Genomic DNA, 20,221 nt, shown 5'->3' on the forward strand with positions numbered 1-20,221 from the left:
GTGCGAGCACGGAGGAGAGCGCGCGGCGGAGCAAGTTCAGACTTCTGTCACAGGCTCGGATGGAGGGACGGTCGAAGGTAGCGCGCCGGACCGCAACGTCATGTCGCAATCCCTACACATGCATAGCTTGCGCGGCGCGACTGCGTGTCTCTTCTCGGCAGGCTGGAACGTCTCTATGTCAGGGGCGGGAAGGAAGCGAGTCCAATGACGGCTCTATGGGTGACGGTCGCCATCATGACCGGCGCGGCGGTGTTCGTCGTGCTGGGCGCTCTGGCGCGTCGCCATGGCGCCGAACGGGCCGCTGCGGCGGACGTCGCCGTCTACCGAGACCAACTCGACGAGATCTCGCGCGACCGCGCCCGGGGGCTGATCGACGAGCGCGAGGCCGAAGCCGCCCGCGCCGAAGTGGCGCGGCGCCTGCTCGCGGCGTCCGAAGCCGCCGACGCCGAGGGCGTCTCGTCAGCCGGCGCTGACCGGCGTCGCCGGGTCGCTGCGATCGCGGCGCTTGTCGGCGCGCCGCTGATCGCTCTCGGCTCCTACGCGGCGCTCGGCCGACCCGAAATGCCCGATCTTCCGCTCGCCGGTCGCCTCGACTCGCAGCCGCAGAATCCGCAGGTCGCGGACCTCGTCGAACGGGTCGAAGCCGCGCTGGCGAAGAACCCGGATGACGCCCAGGGGTGGACCGTCATCGCTCCCGTCTACCTCGCAACCGGACGCGCGGCAGACGCAGCCGAGGCATATCGCAACATCATCCGCATCTCCGGAAATACGCCAGAGCGTATGGCCGACTATGGCGAGGCGCTGTTTGCGGCTGCTGACGGCGTTGTGACGGCTGATGCGCGCGCTGCGTTCGAGGCGTCGGTCAACTCTGACAAGCCGGCGATCAAGGGCGCGATCTACCTCGCCCGCGCCGCCCAACAGGACGGCGACCCCAAGCGCGCGCTGGAGCGCCTGCGTCCGATCCTCCAAACCGCGCCGGCCGACGCGCCGTATCTGAACGCGGTCCGCCGCGAGCTTGAGCGGGTCGCGAGCGTTCCCCCGTTGCCGATGCCGACCGTGAGGCCTGAGGATCGCCAGAAGACGCCTGAGGAGCGCATGGCGATGATCCGCACCATGGTCGACGGTCTCGGCGACCGGCTCAAGGCCAACGGCGGCGATCTCGGCGAATGGCTGAGACTGGCGAGCGCCCGCGCCGCGCTCGGAGACGCAGCGGCCGCGAAGGCGGCGCTCTCCGGGGCGCGCGAGAAGTTCGGCGAGGATGGGCGTGCGAAGGCGCGGATCGACGCGCTCGGCCTTGGACTTGGTCTTGAAGGTCGCGGCGCGTAAAGGGTATCGCGATGACGCTTGACGCCTCCTCACCAGCCTTTCCCTCGCCGCGGCGCAGGGCGAGCGCCCGCAAGCGCCGGCGCATGATGATCTTCGCCGTGATCGGCCTGGTGCTGGCCGCCGCCGTGGCGCTGATCCTCAACGCCTTCCGCGACACGCTGGTGTTCTTCCGCACCCCGACCGAGATTGCGGAGCGCGGCGAGGCGCCTGGCGCCCGGCTCAGACTCGGCGGGCTGGTGAAGCAGGGCTCGGTGGTCCACGAAGGGACTGTCACCCATTTCGTCGTGACCGACCGAAAGAATGATCTCGCAGTGGCTTATACCGGGATGCTGCCGGATCTGTTCCGCGAGGGCCAAGGCGTAGTCGCGGAAGGCTCCGTCGGCCAGGACGGCGTGTTCAAGGCGGATTCCGTGCTCGCCAAGCACGACGAAAATTACATGCCGAAGGACGTCGCCGACCGGCTGAAGGCGCAAGGCGAGTGGCGGCCGGAAGGTGCGGGAGCAGCGCCGAAATGATCGCGGAAACAGGCCATTACGCGCTCGTCCTCGCGCTCGCTCTCGCCATTCTGCAATCCGTGCTGCCGATGTGGGGCGCCCGCGCCCGCGACGCGGCCCTGATGGGGCTGGCGAGCCCGCTCGCGGTCAGCCAGTTCGTGCTGGTCGCGATCGCGTTCGCCGCGCTGACCCATGCCTACGTGACCTCCGATTTCTCGCTTCTGAACGTCATCGAGAACTCTCATTCGGCAAAGCCGCTGATCTACAAGATCTCGGGCGTCTGGGGGAACCACGAGGGCTCGTTGCTCCTCTGGGTGCTGATCCTCGTGCTGTTCGGGGCGCTGGTGGCGGTGTTCGGCCGTAATCTGCCGGACCGCCTGAAGGCGGACGTGCTCAGCGTCCAGGCGATGATCTCCACCGCTTTCCTAGCTTTCGTGCTGATCACGTCGAACCCGTTCGCCCGGGTCTCGCCGGCGCCGCTCGAAGGGCAGGACCTCAACCCGCTGCTGCAGGATCCAGGTCTCGCGATCCATCCGCCGCTGCTCTACCTCGGCTATGTCGGCTTCTCGATGGCGTTCTCCTTCGCCGTCGCCGCGCTGATAGAGGGCAAGGTCGACGCCGCCTGGGCGCGCTGGGTGCGGCCATGGACGCTGATGGCGTGGTGCTTCCTGACGCTCGGCATCGCGATGGGCTCGTACTGGGCCTATTACGAGCTCGGCTGGGGCGGCTTCTGGTTCTGGGATCCCGTCGAGAATGCGTCGCTGATGCCGTGGCTCTCCGGCACCGCGCTGCTGCATTCCGCGGTCGTGATGGAGAAGCGTGAGGCGCTCAAGGTCTGGACGATCCTGCTCGCGCTGCTGACCTTTGCGCTTTCGCTGCTCGGCACCTTCCTCGTGCGCTCCGGCGTGCTGACCTCGGTCCACGCCTTCGCCGTCGATCCGGCGCGCGGCGTCGCGATCCTGATCATCCTCACGCTGTTCGTCGGCGGCAGCCTCGCGCTTTACGCCATCCGCGCGCCGGCGTTGAAACAGGGTGGCCTGTTCGCGCCGGTGAGCCGCGAAGGCGCGTTGGTGCTGAACAACATCTTTTTGACCGCGGCCTGCGCGGCGGTGTTCATCGGCACGCTCTACCCGCTCGCGCTCGAAGCGGCGACCGGCGAGAAGATCTCGGTCGGGCCGCCCTTCTTCAACATGACCTTCGGGCCGATCATGCTGCCGGTCATGCTGGTGATGCCGTTCGCTCCGCTGCTCGCGTGGAAGCGCGGCGACGCGCTGAGGGCCGCCCAGGGCATGATCACGGCGCTTGGCGTCGCGATCGTTGCGACCGCGCTGGTCGCAGGCTTCGTGCGTGGCGGTCCGACGCTCGCGCCGGTCGGCGTCGGGCTTGCGCTGTTCACGATCGTCGGCGCTTTCGCCGAGATCCAGGGCCGCCTGAAGCTGTTCGGCATCCCGCTCGGCGACAGCTTGCGGCGGGCGAGGGGCCTTCCGACCTCCGCCTGGGGCGGCGCGCTCGCTCATGCCGGCATGGGCGTGACGCTGCTCGGCGTCATCGGAGCGACCGCATGGGCGAGCGAGACGGTGACGGCGATCCGCCCCGGCGAGACGATGAAGATCGCCGGCTACGAGTTGGCCTTCCGCGATCTCGAGAAGCGCGACGGCCCGAACTATCGCTCGACGGTCGCGATGATCGACGTGCGCAAGGATGGCGAGAGCGTCACGACGGTCGAGCCGGCGCGCAGGCTTTATCTCGCGCGCAAGATGGACCTGTCGGAATCCTCCATCGCCACCTTCGGCCTGTCGCAGCTCTATGCCTCGATGGCGGAGGAGCGCACCGACGGCGCGACGGGCTTCCGGGTGACCTACAAGCCGCTCGTCGTCCTGATCTGGCTTGGCGCGATCGTCATGGCGCTCGGCGGCGGATTGTCGCTCGCAGATCGACGCCTGCGCGTCGGCGCGCCGCGCAAGGCGTCTGTCCGCGCAGCGCCGCCGCAGTTGCAGCCGGCGGAATGACGAGGTGGACAGCGTCTGCGTGCTTCGAGACGCCCGCTCACGCGGGCTCCTCAGCATGAGGAAAAGTCCTGCTTTCGCCGTCCTTCGCGGTCTTCATGCTGAGGAGGCCCGCAGGGCCGCCTCGAAGCATGCAGCGCGTCTCGGCCTCGTCTGTCTTCTGGCCTTCGCGAGCACGCCCGCCTTCGCCGTGAACCCCGGCGAGCAACTGGCCGATCCCGCGCTCGAAGCCCGTGCGCGCGATCTCGGCGCCGAGCTGCGCTGCATGGTCTGCCAGAACCAGTCGATCGACGATTCCGACGCTCCTCTCGCCAAGGATCTCCGTCTGCTGGTCCGCGAACGGGTGAAAGCCGGCGACAGCGACGAAGCCGTGCTGGACTTCCTCGTCGCGCGCTATGGCGACTTCGTTCTTCTCAGGCCTCGTTTTCGCCTCGAAACGCTGCTGCTTTGGGGCTTCGCGCCGTTTCTGCTCGTCGCGGGTCTTTTGGGCTATGCCGTCTGGGCGTTTCGCGCGCGTCGTGCGGGACGGTCGCTCGATGGCCTGACGGATGACGAGCAAGCCCGGCTCGAGGCGCTGCTGGCGCGCGAGGCGGAAGCCAGCCGGCCTTCCTGATCTCCGCGCAAGCCTTCCGTTTCTCACAAGGCGGCGAGCGTCTTACGAAGATTTCATGCGTTCGACAGCAGCGCGTAAGGCGAAATGCGTGAATCTTCGCTTCGAACGCCCATATCCGGCGAACGCAAATTTCCGATCGGAGACACAATCGCAATGACGATCGTTCGCAATCAGCCGTCCGATAGACGAGACGGCTTCCTCGGCCGGGGTCGCAAGACAGTCATCGCCTCCGCGATCGCGCTTGGGGTCGCCGGCGCGCTTGGCGGCCAGGCGGTCGTGTCTTCGGTGAGCCCGGCCTTCGCAGAAGCGCCTTCGGCGATCCAGCCTCAGGCGGGCCCGGCGCTGCCGAGTTTCGCCGATGTCGTCGACCGGGTGAAACCCGCCGTCGTCAGCGTCCGCGTGAAGAACATCGCGACCGACGATGAGTCCGACGCGACCGGCCCGGGCGGCGGTCAGGGTCCGAACATGGACCAGATCCCGGACGAGCTTAAGCCGTTCCTGAAGCGTTTCTTCGGCCAGAAGGGCCAGGGCGGCCCGGGCGCGCAGAAGCCGAAGCCGCATCTCGGCATGGCGCAGGGCTCCGGCTTCTTCATCTCCGCCGACGGCTACGTCGTGACCAACAATCACGTCGTGCAGGGCGCCAAGGAAGTCGAACTCGCCCCCGACGACAACACGACCTACAAGGCGAAGGTCGTCGGCACCGACGCGCGGACTGATCTTGCGCTCCTCAAGGTCGTCAGCGACCGTAAGGACTTCCCCTTCGTGAAGTTCGGCGACGACGCCGGGCCGCGCGTGGGCGACTGGGTCATCGCGGTCGGCAATCCCTTCGGCCTCGGCGGCTCGGTCACGGCCGGCATCGTCTCGGCCCGTGGTCGCGACATCAATTCCGGCCCCTATGACGACTTCCTTCAGATCGACGCGGCGGTGAACCGCGGCAATTCCGGCGGCCCGACCTTCAACCTGAAAGGCGAAGTCGTCGGAGTGAACACCGCGATCTACTCGCCCTCGGGCGGCAATGTCGGCATCGCTTTCTCGATCCCGTCTGAAGTCGCGAAGACGATCGTCGACAAGTTGAAGTCCGGCAACTCGATCGCGCGTGGCTATATCGGCGTGCAGATCCAGCCCGTCACCGACGACATCGCCGAGAGCCTCGGCCTGCCGAAGGCTCAGGGCGCGCTGGTGGCGGAAGCCCAGAAGGGCACGCCGGGCGAGCAGGCCGGCCTGAAGTCCGGAGACGCGATCCTCAAGGTCGACGGCGAGGAGATCGAGAACGCCCGCGCGCTCTCGCGCAAGATCGCCTCGATGGATCCGGGCAAGGCGGTCACGCTGACGATCTGGCGGGACGGCAAGGAAGAGACGAAGTCGCTGAAGCTCGGCACGCTGCCGGAAGAAGCAAAGCAGGCGTCGCTCGATCAGGGAGACCAGGACGAGTCGGGCTCCTCCAAGGTCAAGCTCGGCATCGCGGTCACTCCGGCCTCGAAGATGGCGGGCGCGGGCGATCAGGGCCTCGTCGTGACGGAAGTCGAAGAAGATGGCGCCGCGGCCGGCAAGCTCGAGCAGGGCGACGTCATTATGCGCGTGGGAGGCAAGACGGTGTCGAGCGTCTCCGACGTGACGGCCTCTCTCGACGAGGCGCAGAAAGCGGGCAAGAAGTCCGTCCTGCTCCTCGTCAAACGGAACGACGCCACCCGCTTCGTTCCGATTGAGATCGGCAAGGGCTGAGCCCTTCGCCGTCCGGGTCCTGATCACGCGTCGACCCCCCGCGACGCTCAGGACCCGTCATGCGAGCGGCGGACGGTTTCCCCCGATCCGTCCGCCGCTCTGCGCTTCTGGACCGGCCCTCGCGAGGTACTTCCCCTCGCCCTCGTAAGGACCGCGTTCATGGTTCGGCGGCCATCCGCCCACGATCTCCTTGCAGCCCGACGAGAGCCGCGTCATGACCTCGGCGATGAAGCTCCTGATCGTCGAGGACGACCGCGAAGCCGCGGCTTATGTCGTCAAGGCGTTCGCCGAGGCCGGCCACGTCGCCGACCACGCGGCGGACGGCGTCGACGCCTACGAACTGGCGACCGGCCAGACCTATGACGTGCTGGTTGTCGACCGCATGCTGCCAAAGCTCGATGGGCTCTCGCTGATCGGCCGCCTGCGGGCTGAGGGCGCGAAGACCCCTGTGTTGATCCTGTCGGCGCTGGGCCAAGTCGATGACCGCGTGCAGGGCCTGCGCGCCGGCGGCGACGACTATCTCACCAAGCCTTACGCCTTCGCCGAACTGCTCGCGCGCGTCGAGGCGCTGTCGCGGCGTGGCGGGCCCGCGGCGACGGAGACGGTCTACCGGATTGGCGAACTCGAGCTCGACCGGCTATCTCACACGGTGACCCGCGGCGGGCAGGACATTCCGCTGCAGCCGCGCGAATTCCGGCTCCTCGAATACCTCATGCGCAACGCCGGACAGGTCGTGACGCGCACCATGTTGCTCGAGAACGTCTGGGACTATCATTTCGACCCCCAGACCAACGTGATCGACGTCCATGTCTCCCGCCTGCGCTCGAAGATCGACAAGGGCTTCGACAAGCCGCTGCTGCACACCGTGCGCGGCGCGGGATACATGATCCGTGACGGCGCTCGGTAAGCTCCTCCGAACAACCGCGTTCAAGCTGGCGCTCGCCTATCTCACGGTGTTCGCCGCACTTTCGATGGTCGTGCTCGGCTACGTCGCGTGGCATGCGAACGCCCTGCTCGCGGGCCAGCTCAACGCGACTGTCAACGCCGAGATCACCGGCCTCGCCGAGCAGTACCGCCAAGGCGGCATCCGCAAGCTCGTCGCGGTGGTCGACGAGCGCTCCAACAGATCTCCGAGCGGCACCCTCTATCTGCTGACGACTTATTCCGGTGAGGTGCTGGCCGGCAACGTCGTCGCCGCGCCCGCCGCGTCGCTGGCGGAAGCCGGCGAGCGCGAGATTCCGTATCAGCGCACCGGTGAGACCGCGACCGCGCCTTACCCGGCTGTCGTGCGCGTCTTTCTGTTGCCGGGCGGCTACCGCCTGATGGTCGGCCGCGACACCGAGGAGCGCGAGCGGCTTTCGGGCGTGATCGCGAACGCCGTGCAATGGTCGCTCGCGCTCGTCATCGTGCTCGGGCTCGCAGGCGGCGTTTTCGTCGCGCGCCGAGTGCTGAAGCGCCTCGACGCCATGACCGAGACCAGCCGCACCATCATGGCGGGCGATCTCTCGGGACGTCTCGTGGTCACGGGCTCCGACGACGAGTTCGACCGGCTGGCGCAGGCGACCAACGCGATGCTCGACCGCATCAACGAATTGATGGCGGGCCTCAAGGAGGTCTCCGACAACATCGCTCATGATCTGAAAACCCCGCTGACGCGGCTCAGGAACCGGGCGGAAGCCGCCTTGCGCGACGCGCGGAGCGAGGAGGACTGGCAGACCGCCATGGAGCAGGTCATCGCCGAGTCCGACGGCATGATCCGCATCTTCAACGCGCTGCTGCTGATCGCGCGCGCCGAGTCCGGCGGCGCCCGAGGGCAGCTCGCGGAGGTGGACCTCGCGGAGATCGCCCGCGGCGTCGCCGAGCTCTACGAGCCGCTGGCCGACGAGCGTGGCGCCCGGCTGACGGCGCATGCGCCGCAAGCGGTTCCGGTGCTGGGCAATCGCGAACTGATCGGTCAGCTCGCGGCGAACCTTGTCGAGAACGCGCTGAACTATGGCGCGCCTGACGGCGGAGGCGAGGTCCATGTCGCCGCCACCGCCGATGGCGGGGAAGCGCGCCTGATCGTCGCCGACCGCGGCCCCGGCATCCCCCCCGAAGATCGCCATCGCGCCATGGAGCGCTTCGTTCGGCTCGACACGTCACGGTCCCAGCCGGGCTCGGGTCTAGGCTTGGCGCTCGCCGCGGCCGTCTCCCGCCTCTATGGCGGGTCGCTCGCGCTTGAGGACAACGCGCCGGGATTGCGCGCCGTCGTCACCTTGCCGAGAGCCGCGCAGGCGGTGCTCGCGCCCGCCGAGACGAAGCGGCTTCCGCCGGCTGAGCCGCTCGCCGCCGAGTAGCGCCCGCGGCTTGCTTCGGCCCGCCCCGCATGGCACTCCGTCGGTCCACCAGTCTCGAGAACGGATCGGACGGGCCGCCGATAAGCGCTTCCCTTGATCCTCTCGGCCACCCACGCAGGAGACGGACGTTGGACAAACGCGAGCTCGAGCGCGTGCAGAGCTATCTGCGCAAGCTGTTTCAGAATCAGACGTTCCGCGTCGTCGCCCGGCCGCGTAAGGACGACTCCGCCGAGGTCTATCTCGGCGAGGAGTTCATCGGCGTGGTGTTCCGCGACGACGAGGACGGCGATCTCTCCTACAATTTCCAGATGGCGATCCTCGAAACCGACCTCGAGTGATCCTGCGCCATAATGGGACGGCCCGCTTCTTGCGGTAAAGATTTCGTTAAGCGCGGCCTGCCGCTGCGCGACGGAGCCGCGGTCCCATGCACATCCTCACCGGATTTCTGACGATCGCGCTCGGCTTCGCCATTTCGGGCGCGGCCGCCTCGGCCTTCGAGGCGCTGACCGAACGCCGGGCGAGCTTCCGGCTGCTCCGGGAACCTGATGTGACCGCGGTCGCCGCGGTCCCGGTGGTCACGATCGGCGGGTCCTATATCATCGCCCGCAACCTGCTGCTGTCGGGCGTGAAGCGCCCGGCATGGGCCGTGTGCGTCGGCACCGTGGTCTTCGGCCTCTGGAGCCTCGTCATCGGATCGGCGGCGCTGAACGCAGTCGTCGGGTAGCCAACAGCGTCTTAGGGGATTGAGATGGGGATCTATTCGCTAGGGGCGGTCAGCCCGACGCTTCCCGCGAACGGCCGCTATTACGTGGCGGACAGCGCCGTCGTGGTCGGCGACGTCGTGCTGCGCGAGGACGCGAGCGTCTGGTTCGGCTCCGTCCTGCGCGGCGACAACGAGTCCATCACGATCGGCGCGCGTTCGAACGTCCAGGACGGCTGCGTGCTGCACACCGACCCCGGTTTCCCGCTTGTCATGGGCGAGGACAGCTCCATCGGCCATGGCGCCATCGTCCATGGCTGCACGATCGGCGACGGCACGCTGATCGGGATGGGCGCGACGATCCTCAACGGCGCAAAGATCGGCAACCACTGCCTCGTCGGCGCCGGCGCGCTGGTGACCGAGGGCAAGGAGTTCCCGGACTTCTCGATGATCATCGGCTCGCCCGCGCGCGCCGTGAAGACGCTGGGACCGGAGTTCGAGGTCCGCCAGCTCGGCGGCGCGGCCCGCTACGTCGCGAACGGTCGCCGCTTCCGCGAAGAGATGAAGCGGATCGATTGATCGTCGCCCTCGTCGGAATGGGCTCAGAAAAGGCGAGGCCGGCTTCTGGGCGAGAAGCCGGCCTCTGGCTGCGGTCGATCTGGGGCGGGGTGGGGACGTGATCGGCCGCGGCGTTCGTGAAACTTTGTGGCGCTTTACGGCGCTGCGGCGACGCCCACCGGACCGACCCCGTCGCCAAGCAGGACCCAGCGGTTCTGGTCGTTCTGGCTCTGGCGCTTGATGAAGGTGTAGCCAGTCTCGAACCAGGGCTTGACGTCATCGACCTGGTTGTCGAGGGCATAGTCGCCGCGGTCAGTGACGACGCTGAGGATGGCGTGGCCGTCGCCCTTGAGGTCGCGCACCACGGTGATGAGCAGCGCCTGACGCGGCCAGCCGGCTTCCATCAACATACGGCGCTTCAGCAGCACGTAGTCCTCGCAGTCGCCCTTGTCGGTCGGGTAGGTCCACTTCTCTTCGACGCCATAGAGATCTTGGTCGGTGACCGGCTGGATCGCGGCGTTGACGCCGCGGTTGATCGCGTCGAGCTGAGCGAGCTTGGCCGCGGTGAGGCGCACTTTCACCGGCTTTTCGGGCTTCGCGTCGCAGTCCGCCGCGTTCTCCTCGCAGAACTCGACCCAGCCCATCGGGGCCTTGCTCGAGCCCTCGACCTGCATCGAGGTCGCCATCGCGACATGAAGCGTCTGAGATTTCGCCTCGGTGCAGATGGTGAATCCCGCGGTGACAAGTCCCACCAAGATGTAAAGAGCTTTGTTCTTGATCACTTCGAGCATGTTGCAGTCCCCGTCCTGTCCCGGGATGCAAAGTCTCATATTCCTTTTGAAGCCCCGATAAGTAGATGCGCGCTGTTTTAGGTACGATGTTTGTATTTCGGCAATGAATAGGCAAGGTCTTGGTGACGAATGCGGATGCATTCCGTTTACCAAGCGAAGTCTGCTCAAGAAAATGAGGGGCGGACTTGGTGGGCTAAACGTTAACGCGCCCCCGGTTTCCGGGGGGTCGTTTTACGAAGCGTCAACCATATCGCTGAATGGCCGTTCAGACGGCGGAGGTTTCTGCGGCGTCTCGGGGCCGGAAACGAAAAACGCCGCCCCGGAGGGCGGCGCTTTTAATCGGACGAAGCAGGCTGGAGGATCAGCCGCCGAACTGTTCGTTCAGCGCGTCGAGATTCTGCGGCCGGCTGAACTCGATCGCGAGGCCCTTCTCGAAGTGACGCACCACGCGGGCCTGGCTGCGCCCAAGCGTGACGGGCGTGCCGATCGGCAGATCGAGCGCGATGTTGAGGGCGGCGCCGGAAAGCGAGACGTCGAGGATGCGGCACTCGTGCTCGACGCCGTCCTCGGTGACTAGCACCGAGCGCGCGTTCTTCGGCGCGACGCGCTCGTGCCGGCGGTCCTCGGGGAGGCCGAGCACGCCGCGGTTGGCGAGCCAGGTCAGCTGGGCCGCCAGCTTGTCGCGCTTGCGGATGGTCGCCCCGACCGTCATCGCGAACCCGTTCGGGATGGAACGGACCATGTTGCCTTCGACGCGGCCGATATGGTCGAGATAGACCACGACGCGTTCGCCGTCCGCTGCGGGGACCGGCGCGATCAGCGACAGTCCGCCAGGCGACATGTCGAGTGACTGGCAGGGATACTCGCGGTGCGACGACAGCATGTAACGGCCGAGAAGCGCCACCTTCACCCGCTGGTGGCGGCGACGCTCGTCCGAAAGCGGCATCTTGAGCGAGAACATCAGGAACGCTTTCCGTGACCGGCCAGGCGCATCCGTGGAGGGACGCTTAGCGGACCCTAGGCCGTCTCGGTTAATGGCTCGTATAAGTTCCCGTTCACCGCCCTCCGTCGAACACCATGAAGCGTCCGATCTTTCGACCGATCCCGGCGATGACGCCGATCTCGGGAATGGCGGCCTCGTTCGGATCCATCAGCGGGCGGCGGCGTCCGCTCGGCCAGATCATCCTCAGCGACGTCAGCTCGAAGCGCGTGATTTCGCACACGCCAAGCCAATAGGGCGTCTCGACCGGCGTCATCGAGCCGAGGATGCGCGAGTGGGTCTGTCCGCGATGGCGGAGCGGCAGCAGGGCGATCTCCAGGTCGATGCGGCGTCCCAGTTCGGTCACGCCCTGAGCGCCGACCACTGCGACGGCGGCGTCGTCGGAGACGGTCGCGAGCGACCCGAGCAGCGTTGCGCGGTCCGGTCCACGCCAGAGATCGAGGAACGGCTCGTTCTTCAACTCGCGTCCCGCAACGGAGCAGACGCCGGAGCCGGCGAGCCGGAAGGGAAAGCCCTCGGCGACGTCGGCGGCGAGGATGAAGGTGTCGCCGAGGATCGAGCGGATCTCGGCAGGGTCCACGTCGGCGCGCTCAGGCGCCGCGCGGGCCCCCCTCAGCCGGTTCCAATAACCGAAGAGCTCCTTTGTCGCGGCGGATTTCATGAGGGCTCGCTTTGGCTGGTTGCCGAGGGCGTCGCTTGTGCCGATCTGGCACGCGCCTACGCCTCCGGAGATGATTCACATCTTGTTCAGCATGACGCGTGCCACGTGGCGCTCGCCCCCGCCTTGCAATCGCCGGAAGTTTCCGCGAGCACTGGAGCTCCGTCGACCTGGCCGTTGCGAAGCCCCGACCTGAAGACCCAAGGAACGGCGACAGCCCGTGCAGCCTGAAAGAGAGCCGGCCTTCAACGCCCCGCAGATCGTCCTCTGGACGCTCGCGGCGCTGGTCGTCGTGCATGTCGCGCGGCTGTTCCTCACTGAGGACCAGGACCTCGCGCTGCTGCTGCGCTTCGCCTTCATCCCGGGACGGTACGACCCGAACTTTCCTTACGCCGACGAGCTTCTGGGCGGGGCCGGCGCCAAGGTCTGGACCTTCGTCACCTACGCCTTCCTGCATGGCAACTTCACCCATCTCATCGTGAACGGCATTTCGCTGCTCGCCTTTGGCAGCGCGCTCGCCTGGCGGTTCGGCGCGTGGCGCTTCGTGGTGTTCTCGGTGTTGACGGCCGCGGCAGGGGCCGCGACCCATCTCGCGATCCATTGGGGGACGGCGATCCCGGTCGTCGGCGCATCGGCCGCGATCTCGGGCCACATGGCGGGCGCCGCCCGGTTCATCTTCGAGACCGGAGGGCCGCTCGGCGTGTTCCGGGCGCGCGGGCGCCAAGCCTTCCTAGCGCCAGCCGAACCGCTGACGACGACGCTGCGCAGGCCTCAGGCGCTCGCGTTCTTCCTCGTCTGGTTCGGCGTGAACGCTCTGTTCGGCCTCGGGCAGATGGCGATCGGCATCGGCGACGCGACGGTCGCGTGGGAGGCGCATATCGGCGGTTTCGTGGCAGGCCTCGTGCTGTTCGCCCTGCTTGATCCCGTGAAGCGGCCTGTCCGCCCTTCGTCGCAAGAGACTTTCGACGTCTTGCCACCCGGCGGCGAACCCCCGCATGATGGCGAAACCGGGGCCGCGGGCCGGCCGTAGAACAAGAGCGACACGCCGACACCGTCCCGCACCCTGACCAGGAAACGTCGCGGCCTCATCGGGCCGGCGGACAGGGAGGACAGGAGATGCGCGTCAAAGCGATTCTTTCCAGCAAGGGCAGCAGCGTCGTCACCGTGACGCCCGAGACGCTCGTCTCGGACGTGGTGCGCACGCTCGCCGAGAAGAGCATCGGCGCCGTGGTGGTCGACGACAGCGCCGGCGGCGTCGCGGGGATCCTCACCGAGCGGGATGTCGTGCGCGCGCTGGCCTCCCATGGCTGCGGCGCGCTCGACGAGCCGGCCTCCGCTTTCATGACGCGGGAGGTCGTGACCGCAGGCTTCGAGGACACTGTGGACGAGATCATGGACCGCATGACCCGCGGCAAGTTCCGTCACGTCCCGATCATGGACGGGGATCGTCTCGCCGGGATGATCTCGATCGGCGACGTCGTGAAGTACCGCATGGACCAGATCGAGGCGGAAGCCTCGGCGATGCGGGACTATATCGCGACGGCGTGAGCGTCCGCGACAAGGGCAGTGGACGATCTGCTCCAGTTTGTTCTGGCGTGGCCGGGATACTGGACAGCGCGGCTGATTGTTCCGACCGTCACGTTCGGCGCAGTCGATGTCGAACGCCCAACTGACAAGGAAGGAACGATCAACTGCATGGGTGTCGGTCGCCGTGCTGACGGGACGATCTTGATCGGAGGAGATTTGATTCTCTTGGTCGCCCTCGTCATCTGGGCCGTGCTGATCGCCGGCGGCGTCTTTGTCAGCTGGCTCTTCTGAAAGCGCCGCGGCCACCGTCCCCACGTGAAAGCGTGAGGAGGATGGAGAATGCCTTAGAGATCCAGCAGCTCTCCGGCCGTCTCGGGCAGGCGGCCCTGCGCCGGCGTCGTCGCGGTTTCGCCGGCTGCCTGCCGGACGTCCGGCGGCGTCGCCTCATCGGTGAGCGATGCGATACATTCGGCGAGCGACATTCCCGTCTGCCCCTGGCTGCCGAGGCGGCGCACAGAGACAGCGCGGGTCTCGGCCTCCTTCTTGCCGACGACGACCAGCGCCGGGACCTTCGCCAGCGAGTGCTCGCGGACCTTGTAGTTGATCTTCTCGTTGCGGAGATCGAGCTCAACCCGCAGGCCCGCCGCGCGCAACTCCGCCGCGACCTCCATCGCGTAATCGTCGGCCTCGGAGGTGATCGTCGTCACCACCGCCTGAACCGGCGCGAGCCAGAGCGGGAAGTGGCCGGCATAATGCTCGATCAGGATGCCGGTGAAGCGCTCGAGCGAGCCGAAGATCGCGCGGTGGATCATGACGGGGTGATGCTTCTCGCCGTCCGCGCCGATGAAGAATGCGCCGAACCGCTCGGGCAGGTTGAAGTCCACCTGGATCGTCCCGCACTGCCAGTCGCGGCCGATGGCGTCGCGCAGGACGTATTCGAACTTCGGGCCGTAGAACGCGCCTTCGCCGGGGTTCACTGCGGTCGTCACGCGGTTCCCGTAACGGGACGCGATCTCCTTCAGGGCGTCTCCCATCACCTGCTCGGCGCGGTCCCACAGCGCGTCCGAACCGACGCGCTTTTCGGGGCGCGTGGAGAGCTTGAGCACGATCCGGTCGAAGCCGAAATCGGCGTACATGCCGAGGATCAGCTCGTTCAGCGCGAGCGTCTCCGCCATGAACTGCTCGTCGGTGCAGAAGATGTGCGCGTCGTCCTGCGTGAAGGCGCGCACGCGCATCATGCCGTGCAGCGCGCCTGACGGCTCGTAGCGGTGGACGATACCAAATTCACCCATGCGGATCGGCAGTTCGCGATAGCTGCGCAGACCGTGCTTAAAGATCTGCACATGGCCGGGGCAGTTCATCGGCTTGATCGCGAAGACGCGCTCGTCCTCGGTCTCGGTGACGAACATATTCTCGCGGTACCATTCCCAGTGGCCGGAGGTCTGCCACAGCGAATGATCGAGGATCTGGGGCGTGTTGACCTCGACGAAGCCGACCTTGTTCACCTTGCGCCTGCTGTAGGCGATCAGCGTCTGGAACAGCGTCCAGCCCTTGGGGTGCCAGAACACGGCGCCGGGGCCTTCCTCCTGGAAGTGGAAGAGGTCCATCTCGCGCCCCAGCCTGCGATGGTCGCGCTTCTCGGCCTCTTCCAGCATGTGGAGGTAGGCGTCGAGGCCGGCGCGGTCGGGAAAGGCCGTGCCGTAGATGCGCTGGAGCATCGGGTTGTTGCTGTCGCCGCGCCAATAGGCGCCCGCCACCTTCATCAGCTTGAAGGCGTCGCCGACCTTGCCGGTCGAGGTCATGTGCGGGCCGCGGCAGAGGTCGATCCAGTCGCCCTGCGCGTACATCTTAAGCGTCTGGTCTTCAGGGATCGCGTCGACCAGCTCGACCTTGAACAACTCGCCCTTCGATTTGAAGAAGTCCTTCGCGCGATCGCGCGACCACACGTCCTTCGTGAACGGCTTGTCGCGGGCGATGATGCGGCGCATCTCGGCCTCGATCGCGGAAAGGTCGTCCGTCGAGAAGGGCTCCTCGCGCGCGAAGTCGTAATAGAAGCCGTTCTCGATCACCGGCCCAATGGTGACCTGCGTCTGCGGCCACAGCGTCTGCACGGCCTCCGCCAGCACATGCGCGCAATCATGCCGGATCAGCTCGAGCGCGCGGGGATCGTTTCGATCGAGGAATTCAATGCGGGCGTCGGCCTGGATCTGGTCCGCGAGGTCGACGACCACGCCATCGAGCGCCATGGCGACGGTGCGCTTCAGCAGCGACTTCGCGATCGCGCCGGCGATTTCGGCGCCGGTCGTCCCGAACGGGTAATCCTTCTGGGCGCCATCGGGAAAAGTCAGAACGGGCATCGTGGTCTCTCCGCTCAATCTCTGCCTACGAATGCAGGTAAGCGCTTCAGGTGATGATCAGTCGGCCGGTTCGGCGACCTCGCAGACGGGCGAATTGGCCCGTTTCGCGTAGCGCCACGGCCTAGACCACGATGCCCGCGATGGCAATTCCGAGGGCGGCGGGTCGTAGCCCGATCCGCTCCAGGGATGGCACCGGCAGATGCGGCCGGCCGCCATCCAGCCTCCCGCCCAGGCGCCGTGCCGCGCGATCGCCTCGTCGGCATATTCCGAACAGGTCGGCAGATAGCGGCAGCGCCGGCCCATGAACATCGAGAGCGAATAGCGATAGGCGAAGATCGGAATGCGGAGCGCCGTCGCCGCCGGGGCGCGCAGGGCGGTTCTCGCAAGATCGCGCCATCGGGGTGTCATGGGAAAGGTCCTAACATGCCGGCCGCTCATTATCCGGACCTGAAGCCATGCGCGCTTTCCTCGTCGCCTTTTCGCTCGTCGGGATCCTTCTCGCGGGACCCGTGAGCGCCGATCCGAAGCCGGACGGCGCCTATGTCAGGAGCGGAGACGTCGATCTCGTCGCGTTGCTGCCGCCGCCTCCAATCGCGGGCTCGTCGGAGGACAAGGCGGATATCGCGGCTGTGTTCGCTTACGAGAAGGCGCGCACGCCGGAGACATCCGATCGGGCGAAGGCCGACAACGAGATGACCATCTTCCGCCTTGCGGGCGTGGTGATGGGGCCGGACTTCACGCCCGAAAAGCTGCCCGTGACCACCGCCTTCTTCGATAAGGTGAAGCGGGATTCCGGCAAGCCGACGGAAGCGATCAAAGCCTATTACAACCGGCCGCGCCCTGCGGCCGCCGCGCTGTCGCTTCAGGCGCTGCTGCCGTTGCCGAAGAACGCCGCCTATCCGAGCGGGCACACAACCTGGGCGCGGCTGAACGCAATCGTGCTCGCGGCGATGGTCCCGGAAAAGCGGATCGAGATATTCGCCCGCGCCGACGAGTATGCCGACGACCGCATCGTCGCAGGCGTCCATTATCCGACCGACATCGCCGCGGGTACGATCGCCGGATCTCTGATCGCGCAGAAGGAGCTGGAGAACCCTGCCTTCAATACCGATCTCGAAGCCGCCAAGGCCGAACTGCGCACGGTCCTCAAGCTGAACGCCACGCAGTAAGGCCAAGCCTTACGCCGCCCGCTTCGCCTCGATCTGATCGAGCGCGTCGACGACGGCGTCAAAGGTCAGCAGGGTCGAGGCGTGGCGGGCTTTGTAGTCGCGCACCGGCTCGAGCGCCGCGAGCTCCGACCAGACGCCCTCCGGCGCCGGCCCGTTCTCCTTCAGCATCCTGCGCATCGCGTCCCTGATCTCCCGAAGTTCGGCGGCGGTGCGGCCGACGACAGTGCGGCCCATGATCGAGGACGACGCCTGGCCAAGCGCGCAGGCGCGCACTTCATGGGCGAAGTCGGTGACGACGCCGTCCTCGACCGCCAGATCGATTGTCACGGTCGAGCCGCAGAGCTTGGAATGGGCGGTCGCGCTGGCGTCCGGCTGGGCAAGCCGGCCGAGCCGCGGAATGTCGGCGGCGAGCTCGAGGATCCGTCTGTTGTAGATGTCATCGATCATCGCGTTATCCGTAAGGCCCGATCCGACGCTTGATGTCATCGCATCGATTGTTAGAAGGCCGTCGTCCATTATATAAGCGTCGACGTCGTCGCTCGCCATCTTCCCCGGCCGAACTTTGAAGCCGGTCGTCGCTTCAGTTTGGGGCCGGATCGAGAGCTTCGCCGTCGCGCGTTTGGAGCCCCGTCGGCTTCGCGAAGAGGAAGTCCATGGACGCTGTCGTTCAGCACCCTTACGCCCGCGTGCCCATCCCCGCGCCGAAGCCGGCCGCGGCTGCGGCCGCGCGCCGTCCGACCCGCGAAGAGGCGGAGGCCGCCGTGCGCACGCTCATCGCGTGGGCCGGCGACAACCCGCAGCGCGAAGGCCTTCTCGACACGCCGAAACGCGTGGTGAAAGCCTATGCGGAGCTGTTCTCGGGCTATTCCCAGAACGCGGCGAAGGACCTTGAGCGCGTGTTCGAGGATGTGCAGGGTTACGACGACATGGTCGTGCTGCGCGACATCCCGTATTTCTCGCACTGCGAGCACCATATGGTGCCATTCTTCGGCAAGGCGCATGTCGCCTACTTCCCGTCGAACGGCGTGGTCGGCCTGTCGAAGATCGCTCGCGTGATCGATACCTACGCCAAGCGCCTGCAGACCCAGGAGACGCTGACGGCGCAGGTCGTCGCCGCCATCGACGAGAACCTCAACCCGCGTGGGGTCGCCGTGATGATCGAAGGCGAGCACATGTGCATGTCGATGCGCGGCATCCAGAAGCAGGGCGTCTCGACGGTCACGACGCAGTTCACCGGCCTATTCCAGGACGACCCGGCCGAACAGGCCCGCTTCATCTCGCTCGTCCGCAGCGTGTCGCGCTAAATCCCTTCCGCGGCGGACCGGCCGCTCGCGGCCGATCTTCCGAGGGTCCTTCCATGAGCTTCTCGTTTCCTGAGCCCGGCGCCCATGAGGCGCTGGAAGAGGGGCTCGCCTTCACGCCAAAATTCGACCGCGACGGCCTGATCGCCGCCATCGTCACCGACGCCAAAGCGGGCGGCGTGCTGATGTTCGCCTACATGAACGCCGACGCGCTGAAGGCGACGATCAAGACGGGCTTCGCGCACTTCTGGTCGCGCTCTCGTGGCAAGATCTGGCGCAAGGGAGAGACCAGCGGCCACGAGATGGCGATCGTCGAGATGCGCGTCGATTGCGACCAGGACGCGCTGTGGCTGAGCGTCGACGTCGCGGGAACCGGCGCCGCCTGTCACACCGGCCGCAAATCCTGCTTCTACCGCGCCGTGAAAACGGGTGAGGGCGCGCTGGGCGAGACGCTCGCAGTCGTGGACGACGTCAGGCTGTTCGATCCAGCAAAGACATACGGTGGCTAGCCGGCGCTACTGCGTCATGACCTCGACGGTCGCGTCGACCCCTGTCTTGATCGCGAAATTCCGCTGGAACGTCCGGCCGTCATGGCGGGCGATGGCGGTGTAGTCGCCTTCCGCCAGCATGGTCTTCGGCAACGCGCCGATCGAATCCCGGATGACGTCGCCGCCTGGCGTCAGGATCGTCCAGGACGTGTCTGCAAGCTCCTCGCTGCCCGGCGCGTTCACGAGCTTCAGCGTCACGCCCGCAGCCTTGTGGTGCACCTGCGCGTCGGTGAGCTTCCCCGCGGTCACCTGCAGGTCGACCTCGATGTTGGCGTTGGCGTCGCCTAGGCTCGAGATGACATGATAGGCGCCCGCCGGCACGCGCAGCAGCTCGCCGGGCTTTACTTTCTCCGCCACCTTCTCCGCCACGCCGCCGATGTCGCGCGACAGCGTGAACGAGATCTCGTCGGCCGGCATCCTCCGGTCGCCGACGAAGGCGTTGAGGCGCAGGCCGCCGGCGTCGAGCACGAGGCGCTGCGTGCTCGGACGCGAAGGCGCGATGGTGACGAACTTCGCCGTGCTCACGAGGCCGTAGACTGCGTGGACGATGTAGTTGCCGGGGTCGAGTTCGAATTTCGGCGCCGCCTCGACGGATTCCGCGACCAGCAGATGCTCGCCGTTCGAATCCGGCTGGTCGGTGAAGATGCGCCACTGCACGCCGCCCGGCACCTTGGCGGCGTCCTTCTCGCCAAAGACGGCGGAAAGCTGCAGCGGCTCCTTGGGAAGCGGCAAAGGAAGCGCGGCCGAAGGGAGGGCAGCCTCGACCGGCGGCGCCGCAGGTGTGGGAGCGACTGGGGCCTCGGCCGGGGCGACGGACTGGATCGGCGCGGCGTGATCGAATTTCGGCAGCTTGATGCCGTCGAGCGCGGGATTGAACCGATCCATCCGATCTGGCGCGAACATCGCGTCGGGCTGGCGGCCGCCAAAGGGCAGGCCTGCGGCGCCGCCGCTGACCGTTGGCGAAGGGCCGATGATGGTCATGCGGCCCGAGATCATGCCGCCGACTGGGCCGCGTTCCGGCCGGGCGCCGGGGCCCGAGCGGCCTCCGCCTCCGATGGCGCCCACGCCCGGGCCCGCCTGCGCGGACGCGTGCCCCGGGAGGAGGGCGAGCACAG

General features: G+C 67.0%; 23 protein-coding genes. 16 read left to right on the forward strand and 7 right to left on the reverse strand.

Annotation, left to right across the window (positions count from 1 at the left end; genetic code table 11):
- Positions 1–204: 204 nt before the first annotated feature.
- The 10 genes from ccmI (at position 205) to EYR15_RS14010 (ending at position 9,776) form a co-directional block, all read left to right on the forward strand.
- Positions 205–1,326 carry a c-type cytochrome biogenesis protein CcmI gene (gene ccmI, locus EYR15_RS13965; protein ID WP_131004174.1) on the forward strand — a complete coding sequence of 374 codons (1,122 nt, stop codon included), beginning with the start codon at positions 205–207 and terminating at the stop codon, positions 1,324–1,326.
- Positions 1,327–1,337: 11 nt separating this feature from the next.
- Entirely contained in the window at positions 1,338–1,841 is a 504-nt protein-coding gene (gene ccmE / locus EYR15_RS13970) for a cytochrome c maturation protein CcmE (protein WP_131004175.1), read from the forward strand.
- Positions 1,838–3,829 carry a heme lyase CcmF/NrfE family subunit gene (locus EYR15_RS13975; RefSeq protein ID WP_131004176.1) on the forward strand — a complete coding sequence of 664 codons (1,992 nt, stop codon included), beginning with the start codon at positions 1,838–1,840 and terminating at the stop codon, positions 3,827–3,829. The genes ccmE and EYR15_RS13975 overlap by 4 nt, the downstream gene beginning before the upstream one ends.
- Before the next feature lie 55 nt (positions 3,830–3,884).
- Complete coding sequence (locus EYR15_RS13980) at positions 3,885–4,439, forward strand: cytochrome c-type biogenesis protein (RefSeq protein ID WP_131004177.1); 555 nt, start codon at positions 3,885–3,887, stop codon at positions 4,437–4,439.
- A gap of 153 nt (positions 4,440–4,592) precedes the next feature.
- Positions 4,593–6,161, forward strand: coding sequence for a Do family serine endopeptidase (locus tag EYR15_RS13985; RefSeq protein ID WP_131004178.1), 1,569 nt, complete (start codon positions 4,593–4,595; stop codon positions 6,159–6,161).
- Between the two features lie 214 nt (positions 6,162–6,375).
- The gene (locus EYR15_RS13990; RefSeq protein ID WP_280987321.1) at positions 6,376–7,068 is read left to right on the forward strand and encodes a response regulator transcription factor; all 693 of its coding nucleotides are present in this window, start codon (positions 6,376–6,378) and stop codon (positions 7,066–7,068) included.
- The gene (locus EYR15_RS13995; RefSeq protein ID WP_131004179.1) at positions 7,052–8,497 is read left to right on the forward strand and encodes a sensor histidine kinase; all 1,446 of its coding nucleotides are present in this window, start codon (positions 7,052–7,054) and stop codon (positions 8,495–8,497) included. The genes EYR15_RS13990 and EYR15_RS13995 overlap by 17 nt, the downstream gene beginning before the upstream one ends.
- A 128-nt stretch (positions 8,498–8,625) precedes the next feature.
- The gene (locus EYR15_RS14000) at positions 8,626–8,835 is read left to right on the forward strand and encodes a DUF3126 family protein (protein ID WP_131004180.1); all 210 of its coding nucleotides are present in this window, start codon (positions 8,626–8,628) and stop codon (positions 8,833–8,835) included.
- A gap of 86 nt (positions 8,836–8,921) precedes the next feature.
- Complete coding sequence (locus EYR15_RS14005) at positions 8,922–9,221, forward strand: DUF6949 family protein (RefSeq protein ID WP_131004181.1); 300 nt, start codon at positions 8,922–8,924, stop codon at positions 9,219–9,221.
- A gap of 24 nt (positions 9,222–9,245) precedes the next feature.
- Complete coding sequence (locus EYR15_RS14010) at positions 9,246–9,776, forward strand: gamma carbonic anhydrase family protein (RefSeq protein ID WP_131004182.1); 531 nt, start codon at positions 9,246–9,248, stop codon at positions 9,774–9,776.
- 134 nt (positions 9,777–9,910) lie between these two features.
- Here EYR15_RS14010 and EYR15_RS14015 read toward each other — a convergent pair whose 3' ends face one another.
- The 3 genes from EYR15_RS14015 to EYR15_RS14025 all read right to left on the reverse strand — a co-directional run bounded on the left by EYR15_RS14015 (position 9,911) and on the right by EYR15_RS14025 (position 12,207).
- Positions 9,911–10,546, reverse strand: coding sequence for a transglutaminase-like cysteine peptidase (locus EYR15_RS14015; protein ID WP_131004183.1), 636 nt, complete (start codon positions 10,544–10,546; stop codon positions 9,911–9,913).
- Positions 10,547–10,907: 361 nt separating this feature from the next.
- Complete coding sequence (locus EYR15_RS14020) at positions 10,908–11,507, reverse strand: PilZ domain-containing protein (RefSeq protein ID WP_131004184.1); 600 nt, start codon at positions 11,505–11,507, stop codon at positions 10,908–10,910.
- 94 nt (positions 11,508–11,601) lie between these two features.
- Entirely contained in the window at positions 11,602–12,207 is a 606-nt protein-coding gene (locus tag EYR15_RS14025) for a PAS domain-containing protein (protein WP_131004185.1), read from the reverse strand.
- 217 nt (positions 12,208–12,424) lie between these two features.
- On the opposite strand from EYR15_RS14025, the gene EYR15_RS14030 reads away from it, so the two are divergent.
- The 3 genes from EYR15_RS14030 to EYR15_RS14040 all read left to right on the forward strand — a co-directional run bounded on the left by EYR15_RS14030 (position 12,425) and on the right by EYR15_RS14040 (position 14,022).
- Positions 12,425–13,234: a rhomboid family intramembrane serine protease gene (locus tag EYR15_RS14030; RefSeq protein ID WP_131004186.1), complete on the forward strand. Its 810-nt coding sequence runs from the start codon at positions 12,425–12,427 to the stop codon at positions 13,232–13,234.
- Positions 13,235–13,320: 86 nt separating this feature from the next.
- On the forward strand, positions 13,321–13,752 hold the full coding sequence (locus EYR15_RS14035) for a CBS domain-containing protein (RefSeq protein ID WP_131004187.1): 432 nt from the start codon (positions 13,321–13,323) through the stop codon (positions 13,750–13,752).
- 18 nt (positions 13,753–13,770) lie between these two features.
- On the forward strand, positions 13,771–14,022 hold the full coding sequence (locus tag EYR15_RS14040; RefSeq protein WP_131004188.1) for a hypothetical protein: 252 nt from the start codon (positions 13,771–13,773) through the stop codon (positions 14,020–14,022).
- Between the two features lie 53 nt (positions 14,023–14,075).
- On the opposite strand, the gene thrS is transcribed toward EYR15_RS14040, so the two are convergent.
- Complete coding sequence (gene thrS / locus EYR15_RS14045; RefSeq protein ID WP_131004189.1) at positions 14,076–16,088, reverse strand: threonine--tRNA ligase; 2,013 nt, start codon at positions 16,086–16,088, stop codon at positions 14,076–14,078.
- A gap of 57 nt (positions 16,089–16,145) precedes the next feature.
- Positions 16,146–16,496: a membrane protein insertion efficiency factor YidD gene (gene yidD, locus EYR15_RS14050; RefSeq protein ID WP_131004190.1), complete on the reverse strand. Its 351-nt coding sequence runs from the start codon at positions 16,494–16,496 to the stop codon at positions 16,146–16,148.
- 47 nt (positions 16,497–16,543) lie between these two features.
- Here yidD and EYR15_RS14055 point away from each other — a divergent pair, with 47 nt between their 5' ends.
- The gene (locus EYR15_RS14055) at positions 16,544–17,257 is read left to right on the forward strand and encodes an acid phosphatase (RefSeq protein WP_131004191.1); all 714 of its coding nucleotides are present in this window, start codon (positions 16,544–16,546) and stop codon (positions 17,255–17,257) included.
- A gap of 9 nt (positions 17,258–17,266) precedes the next feature.
- On the opposite strand, the gene EYR15_RS14060 is transcribed toward EYR15_RS14055, so the two are convergent.
- The gene (locus EYR15_RS14060; RefSeq protein WP_131004192.1) at positions 17,267–17,704 is read right to left on the reverse strand and encodes an iron-sulfur cluster assembly scaffold protein; all 438 of its coding nucleotides are present in this window, start codon (positions 17,702–17,704) and stop codon (positions 17,267–17,269) included.
- Between the two features lie 206 nt (positions 17,705–17,910).
- Here EYR15_RS14060 and folE point away from each other — a divergent pair, with 206 nt between their 5' ends.
- Positions 17,911–18,561 carry a GTP cyclohydrolase I FolE gene (folE, locus tag EYR15_RS14065; RefSeq protein WP_131004193.1) on the forward strand — a complete coding sequence of 217 codons (651 nt, stop codon included), beginning with the start codon at positions 17,911–17,913 and terminating at the stop codon, positions 18,559–18,561.
- A gap of 53 nt (positions 18,562–18,614) precedes the next feature.
- Positions 18,615–19,067, forward strand: a complete 453-nt coding sequence (gene hisI, locus EYR15_RS14070; RefSeq protein WP_131004194.1) for a phosphoribosyl-AMP cyclohydrolase — start codon at positions 18,615–18,617, stop codon at positions 19,065–19,067.
- A gap of 6 nt (positions 19,068–19,073) precedes the next feature.
- Here hisI and EYR15_RS14075 read toward each other — a convergent pair whose 3' ends face one another.
- Entirely contained in the window at positions 19,074–20,171 is a 1,098-nt protein-coding gene (locus EYR15_RS14075) for a hypothetical protein (protein ID WP_245498329.1), read from the reverse strand.
- Positions 20,172–20,221 lie beyond the last annotated feature (50 nt).

The sequence above is a fragment of the Hansschlegelia quercus genome, from assembly GCF_004310425.1.
Taxonomy (GTDB): domain Bacteria; phylum Pseudomonadota; class Alphaproteobacteria; order Rhizobiales; family Methylopilaceae; genus Methylopila; species Methylopila quercus.